This window comes from Kutzneria sp. NPDC051319, assembly GCF_040682195.1.
GTDB lineage: Bacteria > Actinomycetota > Actinomycetes > Mycobacteriales > Pseudonocardiaceae > Kutzneria.
Genome location: NZ_JBFBAM010000078.1, coordinates 23,932 through 43,912, shown reverse-complemented (window position 1 = coordinate 43,912; position 19,981 = coordinate 23,932). Strand labels below are relative to the sequence as shown.

Annotated in this window: 22 protein-coding genes and 2 pseudogenes; 11 read left to right on the top strand and 13 right to left on the bottom strand. The window is 68.9% G+C overall.

All coding sequences use genetic code 11. From position 1 onward, the window contains the following. Positions 1-214: 214 nt before the first annotated feature. Together AB0M73_RS42170 and AB0M73_RS42165 are read left to right on the top strand one after the other, a co-directional pair. The gene (locus tag AB0M73_RS42170) at positions 215-547 is read left to right on the top strand and encodes a DUF5309 family protein (RefSeq protein WP_363904032.1); all 333 of its coding nucleotides are present in this window, start codon (positions 215-217) and stop codon (positions 545-547) included. Further along, positions 544-720: a hypothetical protein gene (locus AB0M73_RS42165; RefSeq protein ID WP_363904018.1), complete on the top strand. Its 177-nt coding sequence runs from the start codon at positions 544-546 to the stop codon at positions 718-720. Before AB0M73_RS42170 ends, AB0M73_RS42165 begins: the two co-directional genes overlap by 4 nt. Before the next feature lie 56 nt (positions 721-776). Here the strand turns inward: AB0M73_RS42165 and AB0M73_RS42160 are convergent, their stop codons facing one another. After that, entirely contained in the window at positions 777-1,193 is a 417-nt protein-coding gene (locus AB0M73_RS42160) for an STAS domain-containing protein (protein ID WP_363904015.1), read from the bottom strand. A 467-nt stretch (positions 1,194-1,660) separates the two neighbouring features. On the opposite strand from AB0M73_RS42160, the gene AB0M73_RS42155 reads away from it, so the two are divergent. After that, the gene (locus AB0M73_RS42155) at positions 1,661-1,885 is read left to right on the top strand and encodes a hypothetical protein (RefSeq protein ID WP_363904012.1); all 225 of its coding nucleotides are present in this window, start codon (positions 1,661-1,663) and stop codon (positions 1,883-1,885) included. A 578-nt stretch (positions 1,886-2,463) separates the two neighbouring features. Here the strand turns inward: AB0M73_RS42155 and AB0M73_RS42150 are convergent. Then, a pseudogene (locus AB0M73_RS42150) lies at positions 2,464-3,516 on the bottom strand (thiamine pyrophosphate-binding protein); the annotation flags it as partial. A 163-nt stretch (positions 3,517-3,679) separates the two neighbouring features. On the opposite strand from AB0M73_RS42150, the gene AB0M73_RS42145 reads away from it, so the two are divergent. The 5 genes from AB0M73_RS42145 to AB0M73_RS42125 all read left to right on the top strand — a co-directional run bounded on the left by AB0M73_RS42145 (position 3,680) and on the right by AB0M73_RS42125 (position 7,708). Next, a complete protein-coding gene (locus AB0M73_RS42145; protein WP_363904009.1) occupies positions 3,680-3,994 on the top strand; it encodes a WhiB family transcriptional regulator in 315 nt (104 codons plus the stop codon). Positions 3,995-4,270: 276 nt separating this feature from the next. Beyond that, positions 4,271-5,179, top strand: coding sequence for an HPP family protein (locus AB0M73_RS42140; RefSeq protein WP_363904006.1), 909 nt, complete (start codon positions 4,271-4,273; stop codon positions 5,177-5,179). A 67-nt stretch (positions 5,180-5,246) separates the two neighbouring features. Further along, a complete protein-coding gene (locus tag AB0M73_RS42135; protein ID WP_363904003.1) occupies positions 5,247-6,629 on the top strand; it encodes a sugar porter family MFS transporter in 1,383 nt (460 codons plus the stop codon). Between the two features lie 50 nt (positions 6,630-6,679). Beyond that, entirely contained in the window at positions 6,680-7,015 is a 336-nt protein-coding gene (locus AB0M73_RS42130; RefSeq protein WP_363904000.1) for a DUF4383 domain-containing protein, read from the top strand. Between the two features lie 201 nt (positions 7,016-7,216). Then, positions 7,217-7,708, top strand: a complete 492-nt coding sequence (locus tag AB0M73_RS42125; RefSeq protein WP_363903997.1) for a DUF4232 domain-containing protein — start codon at positions 7,217-7,219, stop codon at positions 7,706-7,708. Here the strand turns inward: AB0M73_RS42125 and AB0M73_RS42120 are convergent. The 4 genes from AB0M73_RS42120 to AB0M73_RS42105 all read right to left on the bottom strand — a co-directional run bounded on the left by AB0M73_RS42120 (position 7,690) and on the right by AB0M73_RS42105 (position 11,480). Further along, on the bottom strand, positions 7,690-7,905 hold the full coding sequence (locus AB0M73_RS42120) for a PDZ domain-containing protein (protein ID WP_363903994.1): 216 nt from the start codon (positions 7,903-7,905) through the stop codon (positions 7,690-7,692). The two genes, AB0M73_RS42125 and AB0M73_RS42120, sit on opposite strands and share 19 nt — an antisense overlap. Before the next feature lie 40 nt (positions 7,906-7,945). Then, positions 7,946-8,737, bottom strand: coding sequence for a trypsin-like peptidase domain-containing protein (locus AB0M73_RS42115; protein ID WP_363903991.1), 792 nt, complete (start codon positions 8,735-8,737; stop codon positions 7,946-7,948). Between the two features lie 17 nt (positions 8,738-8,754). Beyond that, positions 8,755-10,293: a ubiquinol-cytochrome c reductase cytochrome b subunit gene (locus AB0M73_RS42110; RefSeq protein ID WP_363904029.1), complete on the bottom strand. Its 1,539-nt coding sequence runs from the start codon at positions 10,291-10,293 to the stop codon at positions 8,755-8,757. 80 nt (positions 10,294-10,373) lie between these two features. Continuing rightward, positions 10,374-11,480 carry a ubiquinol-cytochrome c reductase iron-sulfur subunit gene (locus AB0M73_RS42105; RefSeq protein ID WP_363903988.1) on the bottom strand — a complete coding sequence of 369 codons (1,107 nt, stop codon included), beginning with the start codon at positions 11,478-11,480 and terminating at the stop codon, positions 10,374-10,376. A 199-nt stretch (positions 11,481-11,679) separates the two neighbouring features. On the opposite strand from AB0M73_RS42105, the gene AB0M73_RS42100 reads away from it, so the two are divergent. Beyond that, positions 11,680-11,952, top strand: coding sequence for a hypothetical protein (locus tag AB0M73_RS42100; RefSeq protein ID WP_363903986.1), 273 nt, complete (start codon positions 11,680-11,682; stop codon positions 11,950-11,952). A gap of 12 nt (positions 11,953-11,964) precedes the next feature. After that, positions 11,965-12,321 (top strand): annotated as a pseudogene (locus AB0M73_RS42095) (DUF4142 domain-containing protein); the annotation flags it as partial. Between the two features lie 347 nt (positions 12,322-12,668). Here the strand turns inward: AB0M73_RS42095 and AB0M73_RS42090 are convergent. The 7 genes from AB0M73_RS42090 to AB0M73_RS42060 are packed head-to-tail and all read right to left on the bottom strand — an operon-like array spanning position 12,669 to position 18,744. Further along, positions 12,669-14,126 (bottom strand): potassium/proton antiporter, encoded by a 1,458-nt coding sequence (locus AB0M73_RS42090; RefSeq protein WP_363903983.1) that lies wholly within the window; start codon positions 14,124-14,126, stop codon positions 12,669-12,671. A 58-nt stretch (positions 14,127-14,184) separates the two neighbouring features. After that, complete coding sequence (locus AB0M73_RS42085; protein ID WP_363903975.1) at positions 14,185-14,367, bottom strand: hypothetical protein; 183 nt, start codon at positions 14,365-14,367, stop codon at positions 14,185-14,187. Then, entirely contained in the window at positions 14,364-15,101 is a 738-nt protein-coding gene (locus AB0M73_RS42080; protein WP_363903972.1) for a hemerythrin domain-containing protein, read from the bottom strand. The genes AB0M73_RS42085 and AB0M73_RS42080 overlap by 4 nt, the downstream gene beginning before the upstream one ends. Beyond that, a complete protein-coding gene (locus tag AB0M73_RS42075; RefSeq protein ID WP_363903969.1) occupies positions 15,098-15,589 on the bottom strand; it encodes a hypothetical protein in 492 nt (163 codons plus the stop codon). The genes AB0M73_RS42080 and AB0M73_RS42075 overlap by 4 nt, the downstream gene beginning before the upstream one ends. After that, positions 15,576-16,508, bottom strand: a complete 933-nt coding sequence (locus tag AB0M73_RS42070; RefSeq protein WP_363903966.1) for a cytochrome c oxidase assembly protein — start codon at positions 16,506-16,508, stop codon at positions 15,576-15,578. Before AB0M73_RS42070 ends, AB0M73_RS42075 begins: the two co-directional genes overlap by 14 nt. Next, on the bottom strand, positions 16,505-16,963 hold the full coding sequence (locus tag AB0M73_RS42065) for a nitroreductase family deazaflavin-dependent oxidoreductase (protein ID WP_363903963.1): 459 nt from the start codon (positions 16,961-16,963) through the stop codon (positions 16,505-16,507). The genes AB0M73_RS42070 and AB0M73_RS42065 overlap by 4 nt, the downstream gene beginning before the upstream one ends. Beyond that, on the bottom strand, positions 16,960-18,744 hold the full coding sequence (locus tag AB0M73_RS42060; RefSeq protein ID WP_363903960.1) for a chloride channel protein: 1,785 nt from the start codon (positions 18,742-18,744) through the stop codon (positions 16,960-16,962). Before AB0M73_RS42060 ends, AB0M73_RS42065 begins: the two co-directional genes overlap by 4 nt. 67 nt (positions 18,745-18,811) lie before the next feature. Between AB0M73_RS42060 and AB0M73_RS42055 the strand changes: the two genes are divergently transcribed. Next, positions 18,812-19,978, top strand: coding sequence for an FAD-dependent monooxygenase (locus AB0M73_RS42055; RefSeq protein WP_363903957.1), 1,167 nt, complete (start codon positions 18,812-18,814; stop codon positions 19,976-19,978). Positions 19,979-19,981: the final 3 nt, after the last annotated feature.

Here is a 19,981-nt window from a genome sequence, read left to right as displayed (position 1 = left end):
CCGTCGAGTACGAGGCGCTCCACGCGATGACCCGCCCGGTCGCCGCAACCCTGGAAACCAGTTAACTCAGTCTCCATCAAACCCGGGGCTTGACAGCCCGCGCCGCTGACCGAGAAGTTGGTCCTGGACCTGTTGCAGGCGGTGTGGACCTCCGGCGGCATCCAGGTGTCGGAGGCCGCGACGTTGATGTGCGGGGCGGTGGCAGAAGCGACAGCTGACCAACGAGTTCATCACCAAGAAGAACTACCGCGAGGTCTCCCGCAACGTCGACGGTGTCGCGGTGTCCACAATCGAGACCGACTTCGGCCAGCTCAGCGTCGCGCTCAACCGGGATATGTCGGCCGACCAGGTTGTGCCGATCAGTCTCGGCCAGTGCGCCCCGGTGTTCCTGGAGGCCCCCGGGCGAGGGTTCCTGTTCTCCGAGCCCTTGGCCAAGACCGGCTCGACGGACAAGGCACAGATTTACGTGGCGTTCGGCTTGGAGTACGGGCCGGAGATCGCCCACGGCAAGATCATCGGTCTGACCACGACGACGGTGGCGGCGTGAAGTTCACCAGCAGCCCGCACCCCGAACTGATCGTGCACGACCTCGGCGTCATCTTCCACGAGGGCGAAGCCGAGGTCGCCGACAAGGCGACCATCGATGCCCTGCGCGGATTGCCCTGCGAGCTCGGCGTGCGCGTGGCCGGCGGCAGGCCAACCACCCGGCCCGGCGCCTAACTCAGCAGCGGCCGTCACGGCCCGGTCGATAGCGGAGAAACTTCGGCAATCCGGGCTTAAGCCGCGAGGCCGACAGCCCTCAGCGCACAGTCCACCGTCGAATACATGTCGAACACATTCGCCAACCCGGTCAGAGCCAGCGGGCGCAACACGGCTGGCTGACCGGCCACCACCTGCACGTCAGTCTGCGCCCGGCCGGCCGCAGCACGGGTCTGCACCAACAGCGTGAGACCCGACGCGCTGAAGAACGTCACCGGCGACAGGTCAACCACCATCGTCGGCGGTGCTGACGCCAACTCCTGACGGATCGGCCGGGCAGCAAGACCGACACTGGCGAGATCCACCTCGCCGACGAGGTGGACGATCGGCACCGTCTCTACGTGCTCGACGACAACCTCCAAGTGCTTGACGACAACGTCGAGCGGCGGAGGCATCCGAACCACCCGCGATGTAGCAAGTACGTCCAGAGTCATCACACACTCCTGTGCGGACGGCCACGAGGACGCGCCCGAGCGTCTCCTGCCCGCCCTGAGACAGCGCCACGCAGCGGTCGTGTTCGCTGACCCCTCCTACGGTAACTCCGCCTACACGCCCCTACAACTGCTACTCCCCGTGGCCGCGACAGGGAGTAGCAGCCGCACAGAACCAGCTCTGATTACCTTTCGTAACCCGAACATGCGAGCGGCCCCTCAGCTCGGGGGACTGGCACGAGAGGCCACTCAGCACTGGGCACTGCGGTGCAAATCCCAGCATCGGAACAGTCGCGTCACCGGCACGCATCGTCAACGCTGTCTGGCAGGTGCGACGCCCTGCACGGCTTTGGCCACGGTCGCCGCCGCGCAAGCCCGCTCTCCCCAGGCCCTCGACGACGAGCAGCGAGCACGAGCCACGATGGCTCCTGCTCGACGCCTCAGCCGTAGTCAGCAGCCTGGTACCGGACATGCCGCAACCACCACCGGACATCGCCGTGGGTGTGGTGTCCACGGCCGTGATCCGTGCGCTGGCGACCCCGGCCGACGGACTGAGCACAGAGACTGTCGGGGAGGTGGCCCGCACTGCCGCGCACGCCGGCAGCGGCGGCCTGTACTTCACCGCCGATGAACTGGAACTGTTACGCCCGGTTCCGCCCGCCCCACGGGGCGCGTTCACGATCTGGACGGTGTGAGTCCGCACGTGCTGCCAGGGCCGAGCACGGTGGACCGACCCGGGCCCCAGCAGCAGCGGGCTGCGCGGGGTCTGGACGCGGCGTTACCGACGGTACTCACAGCCGCAACGGCCGCAAGGGGCCAGACAAGCTGCGCGCGGCGACGGTGTCGGCGGGTTGCCTCCTGCCACCGAACAGCGGACAGTGGGGTTATGCGGGCCGACATTTGAGAGCGAGTGAGCGTTCCACAGGTCGACGCCGAAGCCACGCCGCAGTGGCTCGGTCGCTGGCCGTGCTCCAGGATTCCGCTCAACTGCACCAACATGCCGCTGAGCTGTACGAACGGCGTGCACTGACCAGCGCTATCCATGCTGAACACCTGGCATATGCCGGTCACAAGGCGCGGGAACGGTGCCATCGCGCGCACCTCGCGGTCGCCAAGACCCAGCGGTGGCTCGATACACGCCCGCCCACACGGTGAGCCAAGCGAGGGCCTAACAGGCGAGGCCGTGCTCGAGGTTGCTGCCGCACCGCCTCACGCTGATCACATTGATCACCCCGCCGAAGTGCTGCCCGGCCCGGTCGGCCATGACCCGGTCCCAGGTGCGCACGTTCTTCTCGATCGCCTCCCGCCACGACCGGTCGGTCTTGCGCTTCAGCAGCGGGATCAGCGCCTTGAGCGTCTCGCGCGCGTCACCGACCAGGTGCGCGTCCATCGGGTAGCGGATGCCGATCATCCGCCCGTCGATGTCGATCTCCACGCCGCGGGCCTGACCCTCGTCGGGCAGCCACTCGCTGTAGGGGAAGCTGGTGCCGATCATGAACAGGGTGTCGCAGCCCTGCATCATCTCGTCGCTGGGTTTCGTGCCCAGCAGGCCGATCGGGCCGGTGACGAACGGCAGGTCGTCGGGCAGCACCTCACGGCCGAGCAGCGCCTTGGCCACGCCGGCGCCCAGGATCTCGGCCGCTTCGACCACCTCGGGTGCGGCGTGTGCGGCGCCCTGACCGATCAGCATCGCCACCTTGCCGCCCTCGTTGAGCACCTCGGCCGCGCGGCGCAGCTCGCCCTCGTCGGGCAGCATGCGCGGCTGGCTCCAGCCGACGCTGGAGAACACCGAACCGTGCGCCTTGGGCGGCGAGGGCTGCGCCGGCTCCTCCTGCACGTCCTCCGGAATGATCACAGTGGCGACGCCGCGCAGCGTCAGCGCGGTCTTGAACGCCCGATCGATGACGTGGCGCACCTGCGCCGGGTGCATGCACACCTGGCAGAACTCCGACACGTCGGCGAACAGGTTCTCCAGCGAGATCTCCTGCTGGTAGTGCGACCCCTGGGAGGTGCGCTTCTGCTGCCCGACGATCGCCACCACCGGCTGGTGGTCCAGCTTGGCGTCGTACAGGCCGTTGAGCAGGTGCACCGCGCCCGGCCCGGACGTCGCCATGCACACGCCCACCTCACCGGTGAACTTCGCGTGGGCGCACGCCATGAACGCGCCCATCTCCTCGTGCCGGGGCTGGATGAACTCCGGATCCCCGCTCGCTCGATCGAACGCCCCCAGCAGCCCGTTGATGCCGTCCCCCGGATACGCGAACACCCGATGCACACCCCACTCGCGCAGGCGTTCGAGCACATAGTCCGCGACCTTGGTTGTCATGTCTCTCCGCTCCCGAGTTGCCCTGCGACACCCGATGCCTACCCGCTGCCGAGCCCCCGAAACGCACTAACAAACTATTGCTCTGATCAATTGTTTGGCCGCACATCAGCGGGGAACACGCTGCCGGACGACGCTCCGCACGTACATGAGGAGGATTCGCGTCATGACCAGCAGGAGGAGGACACCGCAGGCACTGTGGGTGGTGTGGGAGTGGCAGCTGCGCGGGGCGTGCCGGGACTCCGACAACGCGGTGTTCTTCCACCCCGACCAGGAACGTGGTCCCGCGAAACGGCTCCGTGCCGATCTGGCCAAGCAGGTCTGCCAACGGTGTCCGGTGATCGTCGAGTGCCGGCGGCACGCGATCCGACACGAGGAACCGTACGGCGTGTGGGGCGGCCAGGACGAGGACGAGCGCCGGGCGCTACTCACGCGCCGACGTGGCCAAGCGCAGGTTCTTCAGGCGGAACAACCGTCCTGACCGAAGGACGCGTCCGGCGCTGCGGCGGGCCATGCGGGGTTGATGCGCACCGCCAGGGCTGGCGCCTGCCAGGTACGCACGATCACTGCCAGCAGCGACTCCGCTATGAAGGTGAACCAGGAGTCGTGATGGACCATCAACCACCGCACGTCGTGGAAGCTCCCGACCGGCGGCAGCCCGCTGGCCTGGGGGCCTCTCGCGGAATATCCTTCGGCATACAGGGAGACCCTGGCTCATGATCCTTGTCCGACGCAACTGTTGCCTTACCGAACTATGGTGACCGCGCCTGGCGCCGGGCGCGTTGCCGCCGCACTGCGAGTCAGCGTGTTGGTCGGGGTGTCGCTGGCCGCGGTGGGCGTGGCCGGCTGGCTCACCCATCAGATGTTGCTCGCGACCTCTCTGGGTCCCACGGCCTACGTCATGCTGGTCCGCCACAGCGGCCTGGAGGCACGGGTACGCAACGCCGTCGTCGGGCACGCGGTCGCGTTCACTGCCGGTCTGGTCGCGTTGGCCGTGTTCGGCCTGTGGACGCACCCGTCGGTGGTCGAACTGCACCGCGAGAGCCTCACGCAGAGCATCGCTCAGGGAGTCGCGGTCGGCCTCACCGTGCTCGTGCTGGCGCTGTTCGACATCCATCACGCGCCGGCGGCCGCCACGGCGCTGCTCGTCTCCAGCGGGATCAGCCGCCCAGGTCCACCCCTGATCGGGCTGGTGGTCGGGCTCGCGGTGACCATCCTGCTGACCAGCGCGCTGAGCCGGTACGTGCCCGTGCCGGCTCGTAGGCTGAGGTCCTCCGACGGACAGGAGCACACCATGGCAGTCGACCCGAAGCGTGCCGACATCGAACGATTCACCAGCGAGGACGACGGCGGGCCCGTCGTGATGCTCAACCTGCTCCGCTTCGCCGACGGCGGTCGAGCCGACTACGACGAGTACGCACGCCAGGTCGGGGCCAGGTTCCTGCCGGCGGTGGGCGGTGAGGTGCTCTACTCCGGCACTGGCTCGACGGCTCTGGTCAGCGGCGAGGACGGCCCGTGGGACGCCGTTCTCCTGGTGCGCTACCCCAGTCGGGCCGCGTTCCTGACGATGGTCTCCGACCCGGAGTACCGCGAAGTTTCCCGGTTGCGCACCAAGGCGCTGCGCTCCGCCGTGTTGCAGGCGACCGCACCCTGGCGCCAAGTCTGAGTCCGCAGTTCACACCGTACCCAACCGGGTACCCGCCGCCCATCGGCTTCTACGGTGGGAGGCACAGGTGGCAAACGGATTCGTTTCCGCCCTCCGAGAGGGAAACAACGCGCTGATCGCCCGGATGGCCGCGATCGCGGCGATCGGCGGGCTGTTGTTCGGCTACGACACCGGCGTGATCTCCGGAGCGTTGCTGTACATCGGGCAAGAGATGCACGCCGGCACGTTCGAGCAGGAAGCGATCGTGAGTGTCCTGCTGCTGGGAGCCATGGTCGGCGCGGTCGGATCCGGCTGGCTGGCCGACCGAATCAGTCGGCGCTGGACGAAGGTGCTCTCCGGCTCGGTCTACTTCGTCGGCGCGCTCGGCTCGGCCCTGTCGGTCGACGCCGGCATGTTGATCGGCTTCCGGTTCCTGCTGGGCCTGGCCGTGGGCGCCGCCTCCTTCGTCAGTCCGATGTACATCTCCGAACTCGCGCTACCACGAGCCCGCGGCGGCCTCACCTCGTTCAACCAGTTGGCGATCACCATCGGCATCGCCGTGTCGTACCTGGTCGATTTCGCCTTCCACGACGTCTCCGACAACTGGCGGTGGATGCTGGGCATTGCGGCGGTGCCGGGCGCGGCCCTGGCCATCGGCATGCTGGCCGTGCCGCACTCGCCTCGGTGGCTCGTCGAGGCGGGCCGCACCGGTCAGGCACGTGAGGTGCTCAGCCGGCTACGCAAGGGCGATCCGCATGCCGACGTGGAGGCCGAGCTCGCCGACATCCGCCGGTCGTCCGCACAGGCTCGCGGCAGCCGCCTCTCGGACCTGAGGGGCCGGCGGGTGCGCCCGTTGCTGTGGATCGGCATCGGTCTCGCGGTGGCACAGCAGTTCGTCGGCGTCAACACGGTCATCTACTACGCGCCGAAGATCCTGTCCGCCACCGGAGTCAGCGCCGGTGGCGCGATCGGCCAGACGGTGTTCATCGGCGTCACCAATGTGGTGTTCACCGTGGTGGCGATCCTCCTGCTCGATCGGGTCGGACGTCGAGGCCTGCTGCTGACCGGCACCGCCGGCCTGCTGGTCGGCCTGGCCGCGCTGGCGGTCTTCTTCGCGGTGGCGCCGCTCCAGCACCAAGCGCCCTGGCTCGCGCTCGCCGCCCTGCTGCTGTACATGGCGTCCTACGCGGTCGGGCTTGGTCCGGTTTTCTGGCTGATGATCTCGGAGATCTTCCCGCTGCGGGTGCGCAGTGTCGCGATGTCCGCCTGCACGGTGGTCAACTGGGCGGCGAACTTCGTGGTGTCCCTGACGTTCCTGACCTTGGTGGACTGGATCTCCCGCTCGGGGACGTTCCTGCTCTACGCCGTGATCGCCGCGGTCGCGCTGGTGCTGTTCTGGTGGCGGGTGCCCGAGACGAAGGGCCGCAGCCTGGAGGACATCGAACGGCAGCTGACCGGCGACCACACCTGAACGGACTCGGCCGCCCGTTTGGGCGGCGCCACCGCGGGCACGCCGGGTACGTGGCCACGGTCAAAGGCACTCCCGTCATCGCCAAGCCGCAGAAGATCGCGTTCGCGGTCGGGGCGTTCAACTTCGGCGCCGCGGTTCTGCACATCCTGGCGCTCAGTCCCGTCCAGCACTGGGCGCAGTTGGTGACCGGCGTGGTCGGTCTGCTGCTGGCCGGCCGTGAGGACCGAGCCCGGCTGTTCGGTTTGCTGCTCATAGTCTGCTACGGCGGAATGCTCGCGTGGGACCTCGCGGCGGCCCGCCAGTTCGACGTCTACCTGCCGGTCCGGATGATCGTGTCCGGCATCGCGATCGAGGTCGTGACCGGCGGCGAGGCAACCAGAAGATGACTGTCGCTCGAATTGTGGCCGCCAGCCGTGTGACCGCCACCGGCGCGGGTAGCCCCCGTTGTCCGTCCACATGAAAAGGAGGCACAGATGCACAGGACAACGCGCAGTGCGGCACAGCTTCTCGGTGTCGGGGTTGTTGCCGCCGCGATGACGGCCTGCGGTCAGCAGTATGGTCCCATTGCAGCCGTATCCACTTCGTCCGTGACGCAGACCGTCACCTCATCCACGACGCACGCCCGGACGGCGGACCGGTGCACCACCGAGGCGCTGACCGTCGCGCTCGGGCACGGCAGCGGCACCGCCGGGCACTTCTACATTCCGGTGACCTTCACCAACAACAGCGCCGCGGCGTGCACGATCACTGGCTATCCCGGCGTCTCCTACGTCACCGGCAAGGGCGGCGACCAGATCGGGGACGCGGCGGCGCGGTCGAACGCCGCCACTCCCACCGTGACGCTCCACCCGGGACAACAGGCGTCGGCGACGGTCGACCAGGTGGACGTGGCGAACTACCCGGCCGGCAGCTGCCAGCCGGTCGACGCCGCCGGCCTGCGGGTGTACCCGCCGAACGATACGGTCCCGGTGTTCCTCACCGAGCCGCATGCTCGCGCTTGCGCCAAGCACATGCCGACGCAACAGCAGTTGTCGGTTCGTCCGGTCAAGGAAACCGCCGCTCAGCCACCGGCCAGCTGACCCAGCGTCACCTTCACCGTCGACGTCGTGCCGGCCCGCTTGACCTGGACCGGCACGGTGTCACCGGGCTTGGACTTGGCCAGCACCGCCTCAAGCGAACTCGTGTCCGTCACCGAGACTCCGCCAACAACGGTGATCACGTCACCGGGCTTGATGCCGGCCTTGTCCGCGGGGCCACCGGGATCGACCCGAACCACACCAGCCCCAACTGGTCGGCCATCGTTTCCGACGACAGTCTCAACCGCGATGCCGAGCGCCGCCCGGTGCGAGTTGGTCACCTTGCCGTCGCGCACGATCTGCCCGGCGATGTCGGTGACGGTGCTGCTGGGGATGGCGAACCCGATACCCTGCGCGGCACTCCCCCCGAGTTCGGGGGTCGGTCGCCGCCAGTGTCGGGATGCCCACCACCTGGCCGGCGGTGTCGACCAACGCGCCGCCGCTGTTGCCCGGGTTGATGGCTGCCGAGGTCTGGATCGCGTCGGTGATGGTCGTGCCCGGAGAACTCGCACTCGGTGGCTCCGACACGCTCCGCCCCACCGCGGACACGATGCCCTCGGTGACGCTGCCGGTCAGCCCGAGCGGGTTGCCCATCGCCAGCACGATCTGCCCGACCACCAGCCTGCCCGAGTCCGCGAACTTCGCCGGCGGCGGCGCGGCGCCGTTGATCCGGACCACCGCCAGGTCGTCCGGCGCGTAGGCGCCGAGCAGGTGCCCGGTCAGCGGCGCGCCACCGGTGGCCGGGCTGACCTGCATGGTGTCAGCGCCGGCGAGCACGTGCGCGTTGGTGACGATGTCGCCACGATTGTCGAACACCACGCCGGACCCGAGGTCCTTGTCGGTCGAGATCCGCACCACCGAGGGCAGCACCTGGCGCACGACCTGTTCGAACGTGCCCTCGATCGCAGCACCGCCGCCGGTCGTCACGGTGCTGGTCGGTGTCGGCTCCTGCCGCGCCGAGCCCACCGACGTGCACGCCCCACAGAGCAGGGCGACCGCCAGCATCGGCGCGAACCGGACACGAAGTCCCATCGGCGACATGCCTCCCGTCATGAGTCCTTGCCCACGAATCGTTCCCAGCGACGCTGTTGCTCCGCGCGGGCGTCGTCCAGCTCGGTCTCCTCGCCGGGCGGATCTGGGTTGAACATCGTTCCCGGTACCGGCTGGCCCGCCAGTCCCAGTTCGTTCGGTCGGCGCGGCACGCGCGAGCCCTCGTAAGGCAACGGCTTCTGTTCGCCGTCCTCGTCGACGGGTCCGATCGGCTGGTGCGCCTCGACGAAGTCGCCGGCGGGCGTGCGGCGGAGGATGCCGGTCTCGACGCCCTCCTCCAGTACGGTCCGTTCCTTGCGTTGCAGGCCTCGGCAGAACCGGTAGGCGAGGAGATAGGCCAGCGGTGGCAGCACGATGAGCGCGATGCGGCCGATCCAGACCGTGGCTTCCAACGCGATGTGGAACTTGTCGGCGATGATGTCGTTGCCGCCGGACACGAGCAGCACCAGGAAGAAGGTCACAGCCATCACGCCGATCCCGGTCCGCACCGGCATGTCGCGCGGGCGTTGCAGCAGGTTGTGGTGCGCCCGGTCGCCGGTCAGGCGCTTCTCGATCCACGGGTACACCGCGGCCACACCGATCATGACAATCGGCAGAACCACCGCGGGCCAGAACGGCACCGGCACCCGATAGTGGCCGCCGATCAGGATCACCCACGCCGGCATCAACCGCAGCGACCCCTCCAACCAACCGATGTACCAGTCCGGCTGCGAACCCGCCGACACCATCGAGGCCTCGTACGGGCCGTAGTTCCAGATCGGATTGATCTGCGCGACACCGCCGAGCAGGGCCAGCATGCCGGCGACCGAGATGAAGAACGCGGCGCTCTTGAGGGCGAACGTCGGCAGGATCCGTACGCCGACAACGTTGCGTTCGGTGCGCTTCGGTCCCGGGAACTGGGTGTGCTTCTGGTACCAGACCACGGCCAGGTGCACCGCGATGAGCGCCAGGATCAGCCCGGGAATGAGCAGCACGTGCACGATGTAGAGCCGGCTGTCGATGATCTCGCCGGGATACTCGCCGCCGAACACCAGCCAGTGCAGCCACGTGCCGATCACCGGGACCGACAGCACGATGCCCGACATGATGCGCAGGCCCGTGCCCGACAGCAGGTCGTCAGGCAGCGAGTAGCCGGCGAAGCCCTCGACCATGCCGAGCGTGAACAGCACGATCCCGAGCACCCAGTTGGTCTCCCTCGGCCGGCGGAACGCGCCGGTGAAGAAGATCCGCAGCATGTGCGTGATGATCGCGGCCATGAACAGCAACGCGGCCCAGTGGTGGATCTGCCGGACGAACAGGCCGCCACGCACCTCGAAGGACAGGTCCAGCGTCGTCTGGAACGCCCGCGACATCTGCACGCCGCGCAGCAGCGTGTACGAGCCGTGGTAGGTGATCTCCTGTAGCGACGGGTCGAAGAACAGCGCCAGATACGTCCCGGTGACGAGCAGGACGATGAAGCTGTACAGCGCTATCTCGCCGAGCATGAACGACCAGTGCGTCGGAAACACCTTGCTGATCTGCCGGCGCAGGCCCGACATGAAGTGGAACCGGTCGTCGACAGCCCTGCTCACCGTGCCCGACTCGAACAGCTGACCGCGGGGCTTCTCCCGAAACCGGCTCATGACCCCAGCTCCCAGAATCCCGGCCCGACGGCGCCCGAGAAGTCCCCCCGCGCGATCAGATAGCCGGTCCCCTCGTCCACGGCGATGGGCAGTTGCGGCAGCGGACGCACCGCCGGTCCGAACACCGGCACCGCCGAGCGCAGCACGTCGAACTGCGACTGGTGGCACGGGCACAACAACCGGTCGGTCTGCTGCTCGAACAGCGACACCGGACATCCCAGGTGCGTGCAGATCTTCGAGTACGCGTAGAGCTCGCCGAAGTGGTAGTCCGCCAGCCCCGGTCGCGGCGTGACGTGTTGCCCGGGCCGGAGCTTGATCAGCTGCGCCGGGTTGTCCGCACGAGTGAGCGCCTCCGACAGGGCGTCCGGGTCGCCTCGTTCGGACTCCCGGAACGGGAACACGGTGAGTATCGCGCCGGAATCGAGGTCCCCCGGCCGGACGAGCACAACGTCGTGGGGGTCGCCGGTGTTCTGCCGAAGGAAGACGGTTTCTCCGTTGGGCGAGTGCCAGCCGGTGTGCCAGAGCGTGTCCCGCGCCTTCGGCTCGCCCCACGGATTGCGGATCAGGCCGCCCACCGCGACTGCCACGGCGCCGAGAGCGGGCAACGCGACGCCGGCCCCGGCAAAGCCCAGCATGAGCCTCCGACGCGGCACTCCGCTGCGTTGTGCCGCGTCAGTGAGCATCGCCGAGGTCTTCGCGCGCCCGAACTCCGGCGAGGGCTCGTCATGGCGCTGCTGGACGGCTTCCTCTTCGGGCAGGAACTTCTTGGCGTAGAGAAACAACCCGATCGCCAACGACAGCAGACAGCCGCCGCCGCACACACCCAGCAGCGGCGTGTACCAGGAGTACCCGTCGGCGCCGGTATGCTCCGGCGGCACGTATCGCCAGGGCCATCCGATGTAGACCACCAGGAAGCCGAGCCCGAACAGCACCGCCAACCCCAGGAATGACAGAGTATGCCGGCGGGCTCGCCGCTCCGCGCGAGTACCGAAGACCGGCCATCGGTCGAGGTAGCGGGTCAGTCGCACGCTGTCGTCGGCCAGCCCTTTGTGCACCAACTCGGCCCGCGTCAGACCGCTGGCCGATTCGCGCTTGTCTGCCATCCGCACCTCCGCCCTCCCGGCAGTCACCACGGTCCATCTACCCGGCCGAGCCCAGCACAAACGTGTCTATGTGCAATTGTTTCTTGATGCACTCGACTGGGTTCGAAACGACGCGGTGAACCCTGCGAGTCGCCGCCGCGTACCCGTCGACGCAGTAGGCAACAGTCAGATCATGCAACCTTCGTAGTGGAGGCCCTCGATGGCACGCCGACCCGTTCGAACACTGCTGTTCGTCCTGTGTGGCACCGTCGCGGTGCTGTCGAGCGCCTCCTGCGCGGCAGCGCAGCCGACGGCGGTGGCCCCACCGCCGAGCACGGTCCTCGCGACGATCCAGCCCTCAACGGCCGACCAGTCGCTGACTGAGACCCAGTACGGGCCGCTCAGCGCGGCGGACATGAAGCTGATGAACCTGGTGCGGGAGACCAGTCTGCGGGAGATCACCACGTCCCAGTGGGCGGCACAGCGTTCATAGAACCCGCAGGTCAAGCAGGCGGCGCAGACGATCATCTCGCAGCACGTGCAGCTGCAGAACATGGACCTGCAGGCGGCGAAGACGCTGGGCATCACCCTGCCGGGCAAGCCCGCGCCAGACATGCAGGTCGGCATCGACCGGATGCGCGACGAGACCGGCGTCGTGTTCGACACGGATTACACGAACACGCTGCGTCAGGCCCACGGCGAGGCCTTCATCCTGATCGCCCAGGTCCGCGCCGACACCCGCAACTCGGTCGTGCGGCCACTCGCGGACGCGGCCAACGACTTCATCAAGACTCACATCCAGGTGTTGGAGAAGACCGGCGATGTCGACTACACCCAGTTGCCGATACCGGCGGTGTCGTAGCACAAGCCAAGTATTGTCTTGCACAATTGTTGCGGCAGGAGGTGTCAACCCGGACCGATCGGCGTCGACCACGACGGCACGGACACCGCGGGTGACGCTGTCATGGGCCGCGCGATGCCGCGATACACAGACGCCCGTTGGTGGCGCTGCACACCTTGTGGACCGAGCATCTGCCCGGACGTCCGCCCGGGCGTGACCATCGAATGCGGCGCGGCGGCCGCCGCACCGGGGCGGGCATTGGTCGACCGATCCCTTGGGCTCGACGAGTCACTTCGTGCTGCGCCACGCGGTCCGCCGCGTCGCCCTTGGTCCGCAAAGAGCCTTGCGCGGTCTGAGCAGGTGGCTGCTCAGCCGTTGACCGGAGCGGTGAACACGGGGGTCGGATCGCGTGGCTCCTCCGGATCCACGAGCACGAGCACCTCGTCGCCGGCTTGCAGCACGGTGGTGGCCCGCACGTGCAGCGGCTGCGCGTCCCGAATGACCATGCTGATCCACACCGTCTCGCCGATGTCGAGCTCCTCGATCGCCCGCCCGTCGGCGGCAGCGCCCGACGCCACCCGCAGCCGCCGCAGCCCCTCAGGCCGCTCACGAAACCGCACACCGAGGCCCCACGGCGTCGGCTCGACCTCGCGCATGGGCACCCCGCACCAGCGCGCCACCACTGGCACCAGACCGCCCTGCACCAGCACCGAGAAGGCCACGACAACGAAGATCACGTCGTAGATCCGGGTGCTGTCGCCCATGCCGGAGGCGACGGCGAAGGTGCCGAGCAGGATGGGCACCGCGCCCTTGAGCCCGGAGAACAGCACGAACACCCGCTCCCCCAGCCGCAGCCGCACCGGCAGCAGCACCAGCCCTACGAACAGCGGCCTGATCACGAACGCCAGCAGCACCGCGAGCACCAGGCCGATCACCCAGGCGTTGCCGTCGGGCAAGCTGTGCAGATTCACGGTCAGGCCGAGCACGACGAACGCCACGATCTCGGCGATGCTGGACAGCGAGGCGTGGAACCGCTTGATCTCCGCCTTGTACGGAGCCCGCTCGTCGCCGACCAGGATGCCGGCGACGAACACCGCCAGGAAGCCGGACCCGTGCGCCACGGTCGCGATCCCGTACAGCGCCATGGCCATCGCCAAGGTGCGCAACGCGTACAGGCCCTCGCTGGGCAGTTGCACGTGCCGCATCACGATCATCAGCAGCTTGCCGCCGACAACCCCGACCACACCGCCGATCACCATCTGCAGCACGAAGTCGCCGGCAACAGAACCGACATTCAACCCGCCGGCGAGCAGACTGACCATCAGCGCGATGCCCACGGGGTCGTTGGCGCCGGACTCGCCCTCCAGGATCACGCCGGTGCGCCCGGTGATCTCGCGGCGGCCCAGTACGGAGAACACCACCGCGGGATCGGTCGGCGAGAGGGCGGTGCCAATGATCAACGCGATCTGCCAGTCGAATCCGAACAGCAGATGCGCGGCCACGGCGACGACCGCCGCGGTGACGAAAGTACCCGCCACACCGATCCAGGCCACCGGCACGGCCGCGGACCGGAAACGCTTCCAGCCGATGTGCATCCCGCCGTCGAACAGCACGATAACCAAGGCGACGGTGACGATGCGCTGCACCACGCTCGTCGACAGACCGCCCAACACCGGCACGAAGTCCGACGCGGCCGCGGCACAGACCAGGAAGATCACCGGGGCGGGGATGCGCAGCCAGCCGCTGATCCGGTTGGACAGCACGGCGGCCAGCGCCGCGAGTGCCGCCACCAGCACGATCAGTCCGAACGGCTCGACATCCGCCACCGCGCCTCCCCTGTCCCGTCAGTCATCGGGAGGATAGCGGCGAACCACCAATGCCGGCTCATCGGCGATTCGTCCAGGAGTCGAAGACCGCGGCCGCGGCCCCCACTCCGAACAGGGCGATGCCGATCTCCGCGGCGTCCAGAACGACCGCCGCCGTGCCGACCAGTGCCATGGTGCCGACGAACACCCAGCAGAACGGGTCCACCGGCCCGAGCGGCACGCGTGGCGGTCTCAGTCTCATGTCGGCTCCGGCGGGGTGAAGGCGTTCAAGTCGTGGATGCCGAGCTGCTTCTCGATGCCTGCGATCTGCGCCAGGAAGTGGGCGATGGCGTTGTCGCCGTAGTCGCGGCGCTGGGCCTCGGCGACCTGCTCGGAGATCAGCGCGAACTGCCGGTCGGTGGTGACGCGGCGGAAGGCCGGGAACACCTCGGTGTCCTCACGGGCTTCGTGCGGCTCATACATGGTGACGAACGCGTCGAGCCAGCGGGCGACCCGCGCCCGTCCGGCGGCGGTGCGCAGCCCGGGCGCGGCTGGCATGCCGTTCATGGCCATCGCGGACGTGGCGCCGATGATCGCGACGGTGATCTTGCGGCCGCGGTCGTGTTGGACCAGCAGGGTCCGCACGGTGTCGGCCAGCGTGTTGGCCTTGACCAGCGCCGGGAAGATGAAGCCTTCCTCGATGCCCTCGTGGAAGCTCTCGATGTAGTCGTGCACGATCTGGGCGGAGTGGAAGATTGTGTTCGGGTCGAGGGCGTCGCCGGTGCGCAGCCGTCGGCTGCCCTCGCGGTAGATGAGCAGGATCCGCTTGAGCAGTCCGTGGTCGGTCATCAGATCCTCGGTGGCTGGCAGCTGTGTCCGGTCGGCCGCCGGGATCAGCTCGTCGGCCACGATGGCACCGCTGCTGCCCAGGGTGAGGCCGGCCAGTCCGACGCCGCCGAGCACGACGGCGCGGCGCCCGATCGGGTGGTCGGTCATGAGACTCCCGTGGATTCGACGACTTGTCCGGAGGGGCGGATGACGTACCAGGGGCCGCCGTTGAGGTTGAGCGCCTGCCCGTTGGCCTGGCCCGGCGCGAGGTCGCTGGCGTAGGTGTAGAGCGGCCAGCCGGCGTAGGTGATCACCTGGCCGCCGTCGGGATCGAACGTGGCACCGATCATGGCGGCGCAGACGCCCGGCCCGGCGGGAGGCCTGCCGGTGGGTGGCTCGAACAGCGGCGGCCAGCTGCCGGCGCAGGCGTCGGTGCAGCTGACGGCCTGGTGCCCGTCCGGCTCGAAGACGTACAGCGTGAAGCCGCCGTCGGTGGTGAGGACGTCGCCGAGGCCCGGCAGCTCCCGGGCGCGGATCGCTCCCCGCGCGTAGGCCATGCTCGGCCGTGGGGCGGGTGGGGCGGGTGGGGCGGCTCCGGGCGGGGTGCAGGCGGTGGACAGCAGGGCCGCGGCCACCAGCACGCTAGCGATCTTCACGATCGTTCGCCGGGACGCGGGGCTGTGGCATCGCCATGCGCGCCAGCATCGTGTTGTAGGCCTCCAGCGCGGCGTCGGAGTCGAGGTCCTGGTTCTCATTCAGGTCGACGCCCGCATCGGTCAGCGCTTTGCGCCGGGCCGCGTCCAGCCAAGGGCCGGTGTCGTTGCGGCCGGCGTTGGCGATCCACTGCCCGATGAGCACGATGCCGATCAACATCATCAGGCCGTCGCCGCCGACCCACATCGCCACGCCGCCCCAGTGCAGGTCGGTCAGCGGATCCGGGCCCCACGTCCGGTGCTGCGCGAGATAGCCGGGGAACGGCTCGTAGGCGGTCATCATCAGCACCACGCCGACCACGGCGTCCACGACCATCGCGATGAACAGCACCAGCAGCCGCAGCAGGTGGGAAACCTTGCGCCGCACCGGCTCGTCGCCGACCAACGGCAGCAGCAGGAGGTACCCGCTGACCAGGTACAGCACCTGCTCGACGCCGTGCACCACCGGGTGCTCCAGCATCACCTGCATGAACGGCGTCAGGTGCGTGCCGACCAGAACCACCGTGTAGCAGGCCAACCCCAGCGCGGCCGAGGTGTGCACGGTGAACTGCGCGGACGTCGCGCGACGGGCCAACTCCAGTGGGTGGCCGAGCACCAGCAGCGCCGGCACGACCATGATCAGCAGCAGGTGCTGGGCCATGTGCATCGAGAACAGCATGTGGCTGTAGGCGTCCACGCTGCTGTCCACAGCGATCACCAACGCCACCAGCGCCGCCGCGAAGCACAGCGTCCGTCGCACCGGCCAGCCACGAGCCCGGGTGACGGCCCACCCGTACAGCGCGGCCGCGACCAGCACGAGCGGGTCCGCGACCGGCGAGAACGTCCAGGTCGTGAAGAAGGTCGACCAGGTCAGCGGAGTCATCGGGTGAACGCGATCGCGTGCGCGCCGGGCTGGGCTTCGGTGTCCAGGTCGACCGGGAAGCCCAGGATGGGTGCGATCCGCTTCCAGGCATGCGGATGCGCCCGGCGGTAGTCTCGCAGTACGGCCAGGGTTTCCACGGAGTCGAGGAACCTGTGCCGCGGCCTTTCCCATCGCTGAGACGAAATGCGGATCTCCGCGGCCGGTGCGGCCTTGAGGTTGCGGTACCAGTACGGTTCCCGCCCCCACGCGGCGATCACCACCACTTCGGGTGTCGCCGGGTCGTAGCGCACGACCTCGGCCACCACCTCCCGCCGCAGCCCCGACTTCCGCCCGATGTGCGCGATGTAGAGCAGGCGGTGGCCGAACAGCCGGCCGAAGCCGTTGCGGTAGAACCAGATCGGCAGCCTCAGTAGCGCTCTGAGCATGCCTGTCGGCTTGTGTTCCACGAGTTTCATGCCTGGTTCCTCACGGGTTCGGGTTGCAGGGCGCGCAGCAGTGACTGGTGGGTGAGCCAGCCGACGAGCTCGGTCGCCTCGTCGTCGAGGACCGGCAGGCCGGTGCCCTGCGCGCTAACCAACGCACCCAGCGCTTCGGGCAACGGCGAGGCGCAGGTGACCAGGGGTGGCAGCTCGGCCAGATCGGCCACCGTGTGGTCACGGGACTGCTCATCCCCCAGCGCCTCGGCGACCGCCCGCGCGGTCACACAACCGTGGTAGCGCCCGTCCGCACCGACCACCGGCAGGATGCCGTGGCCGGACAGCGCCAGCGCGTGCGCGGCGGTTCGCAGGTCCGTCTGTTCGTCCAGTGGTTCCGGCAGGTCCTCCACCACGGTGGCGACGGTCATTCCTGCCAGCACGGCCGGCTCTGGGCGGGCGTCCAGGTCGATGCCACGCCGGCGCAGTTTGAGCGTGTAGATGCTGTCCCTGCTCAGGGTCCGGCTGACCAAGGTCGCGATCACGATCGCGGCCATCAACGGCAGGATGATCGTGTACTCGCCGGTCAGCTCGAACAGCACGATCACGGCCGTGATCGGGGCCCGGGCCGCGCCGGCGAACGCCGCGCCCATGCCGATCAGGCCGTACACCCCGGGCGAGCCGGCGATCCCCGGCAGCACCGCGTGGGCGATCTCGCCGAAGGCGGTGCCGGCCATCGCGCCGATGAACAGCGACGGCGCGAACACCCCGCCCGAGCCGCCGATGCCGATGGTCAGGCTGGTCGCCACGATCTTGCCCACCAGCAGCAACACCAGCAGCCCCAGCACGTACTTGCCCTCGACGGCGTTCTGCAGCACCGGGTAGCCGACGCCGTACATCTGCGGCAGCAGCAACAGCAGCCCGCCCAGCAGCAGTCCGCCGACCGCCGGACGCAGCCACTCCGGGAAGCGCCACGCCCAGTCGCACAGGTCCTCGATCCAGTACAGAACCTTGGTGAACAGCACGCCGATGCCACCGACGACCGCACCGAGCAACACGAACAGCAGGTACTCCCACGGGGAGCGCACCGAGAACGCGGGCAGCTCCAGGAAGGCTGTCGAGCCGAAGGCCGCCCGGCCGATCACGCTCGCGGTGACGCTGGCCAGCACCACGGCGCCGAAGGATTCCACCGCGAAGTCCCGCAGTATCAGCTCCATCGCGAAGAACGGGCCCGTCAGCGGGGCGTTGAAGGTCGCTGCGATGCCCCCGGCAGCGCCACACGCGACCAGCACCCGCAGCCGCGACTCCGGCAGCCGGAACACCCGCCCGAGGGCGGATCCCCACGCGGAGCCGATCTGCACGATCGGGCCCTCGCGACCCACGGAGCCACCGGAGCCGATGCACATCGCCGAGGCCAGCGCCTTGACCACTGTGACCTGCGGGGCAATGCGGCCGCCGCGCTTGGCCACCGCGTACATCACCTCCGGCACGCCGTGGCCGCGGGCCTCAGGCGCGAACCTGTGCACCAGCGGTCCGTAGAGCAGGCCGGCGACCACGGGGGCGAGCAGCAGGAACCAGGGTCCCAGCCACGGCAGCCAGGGGTGGGCCTGCCCGCCGGCCACGGAGTAGTCGGCGTGCCCGGAGAAGAGGCGGGTGAAGCTCCCGATCAGCCAGCGGAACACGATCGCGCCCAGCCCGGCGCCCGCGCCGATGACCACCGCGAGCACGACGATGCCCGTCCGGCTCTCGCGCAGCCACTCACCGACCGGCTGCCGCGCCGGCAGCGGCAGCCCGCGCCGCCATGTTCCATTTCCCTGTGCCACCGTTGTAGTATGCAATACTTGCACTAGGTATTCGTGGTGACTTCCGTGACAGGACGGGGTACGGCCGATGAGAGCGATGGTGTGCGGTGCCGCTATCGCGGGCCTGACCACGGCGTGGTGGCTGTGCCGGTACGGCTGGGACGTCATTCTCGTCGAACGCGATCCGGCCCTGCGCGCCGCCGGCTACCTGATCGACTTCGGCCGCCCCGGCTACGACGTGATCGACCGGATGAACCTGCTGCCCCAACTGCGCGAGGTCGCCCAGCACATCCCCGCCGCCGTGTTCGTCAACGCCGACGGCAGGCAGACAGCCCGGCTGGACTTCTCCGTGGCCGAGCGCCTGATGGACGGCAAGATGGCCAACCTCATGCGCGGAGACCTGGCCCGCGTGCTGCACAACGCGCTGCCCGACCACGTGCGACGCCGTTTCGGCACGACCGTCCGCAGCGTGCGGGAGTTCATGGGTGAGGTGCAAGTCACGCTGAGCGACGGCAGCGAGCACGTCGTCGACCTGCTCGTCGGCGCGGACGGCGTTCGCTCCCATACCCGCCGCATGGCCTTCGGGCCCGACGAGCTGTACTTACGCCCGCTCGGCTACCACACAGCGGCGTTTCTGTTCACCGACGCGCGAATCGCCGCCGAGCTTGGCCCCCAGGTGCGGATGCTCACCCTGCCCGGCCGACAGGCCGGCTTCTACCGACTGCCCGACAGCCGCATCGCCTCGTTCCTGATTCACCAATCCTGCGCACGTGACCTGCCCGCCGACCCGGTCGCCGCAATTCGCGAGGCCTACGCGGGCATGGGTTGGGTCGTCGACGCCGCCCTGGCCTCCTGCCCACCGGCTGACCAGGTCTTCTACGACCTCGTGGCGCAGGTCAAGATGCCCACGTTGAGCCTGGGGAACACCGCGTTGGTCGGGGACGCGGGGATGGCGGTCTCGCTGCTGGCCGGCCAAGGCGCTTCGCTGGCCGCCTACTCCGGCTACCTGCTGGCCCGCCACGTCCGCGACGCCGCCGACATCCCGCTGGCGTTGGCCGGCTACCACCGCGACCTCAACCCGGTCGTCGACCGTCAGCAACGGGCCGGCCGGCGAGCCGCGAACTGGGTCATTCCCACCCGCCGCTGGCAGATCATGGTGCGCGACACCGTCGTGAGCGCGGCCGGCCTGCCCGGCCTGAGTCGGCTGCTCGCGCCGCTGATCGCCGGCGCCGACGCGCACGTGCCGGTGCCCTGACCT

Excerpts from the sequence above, each read along its gene's own strand:
- AB0M73_RS42080 (WP_363903972.1), bottom strand. The coding sequence starts at position 15,101 with ATGACCGACCACCCGATCGGGCGCCGCGCCGTCGTGCTCGGCGGCGTC.
- AB0M73_RS42145 (WP_363904009.1), top strand. The coding sequence starts at position 3,680 with ATGACCAGCAGGAGGAGGACACCGCAGGCACTGTGGGTGGTGTGGGAG.
- AB0M73_RS42085 (WP_363903975.1), bottom strand. The coding sequence starts at position 14,367 with ATGAGACTGAGACCGCCACGCGTGCCGCTCGGGCCGGTGGACCCGTTC.
- AB0M73_RS42110 (WP_363904029.1), bottom strand. The coding sequence starts at position 10,293 with ATGTCGGGCCTGCGCCGGCAGATCAGCAAGGTGTTTCCGACGCACTGG.
- AB0M73_RS42100 (WP_363903986.1), top strand. The coding sequence starts at position 11,680 with ATGGCACGCCGACCCGTTCGAACACTGCTGTTCGTCCTGTGTGGCACC.
- AB0M73_RS42055 (WP_363903957.1), top strand. The coding sequence starts at position 18,812 with ATGAGAGCGATGGTGTGCGGTGCCGCTATCGCGGGCCTGACCACGGCG.
- AB0M73_RS42115 (WP_363903991.1), bottom strand. The coding sequence starts at position 8,737 with ATGGGACTTCGTGTCCGGTTCGCGCCGATGCTGGCGGTCGCCCTGCTC.
- AB0M73_RS42160 (WP_363904015.1), bottom strand. The coding sequence starts at position 1,193 with ATGACTCTGGACGTACTTGCTACATCGCGGGTGGTTCGGATGCCTCCG.
- AB0M73_RS42155 (WP_363904012.1), top strand. The coding sequence starts at position 1,661 with ATGCCGCAACCACCACCGGACATCGCCGTGGGTGTGGTGTCCACGGCC.
- AB0M73_RS42070 (WP_363903966.1), bottom strand. The coding sequence starts at position 16,508 with ATGACTCCGCTGACCTGGTCGACCTTCTTCACGACCTGGACGTTCTCG.
- AB0M73_RS42065 (WP_363903963.1), bottom strand. The coding sequence starts at position 16,963 with ATGAAACTCGTGGAACACAAGCCGACAGGCATGCTCAGAGCGCTACTG.
- AB0M73_RS42105 (WP_363903988.1), bottom strand. The coding sequence starts at position 11,480 with ATGGCAGACAAGCGCGAATCGGCCAGCGGTCTGACGCGGGCCGAGTTG.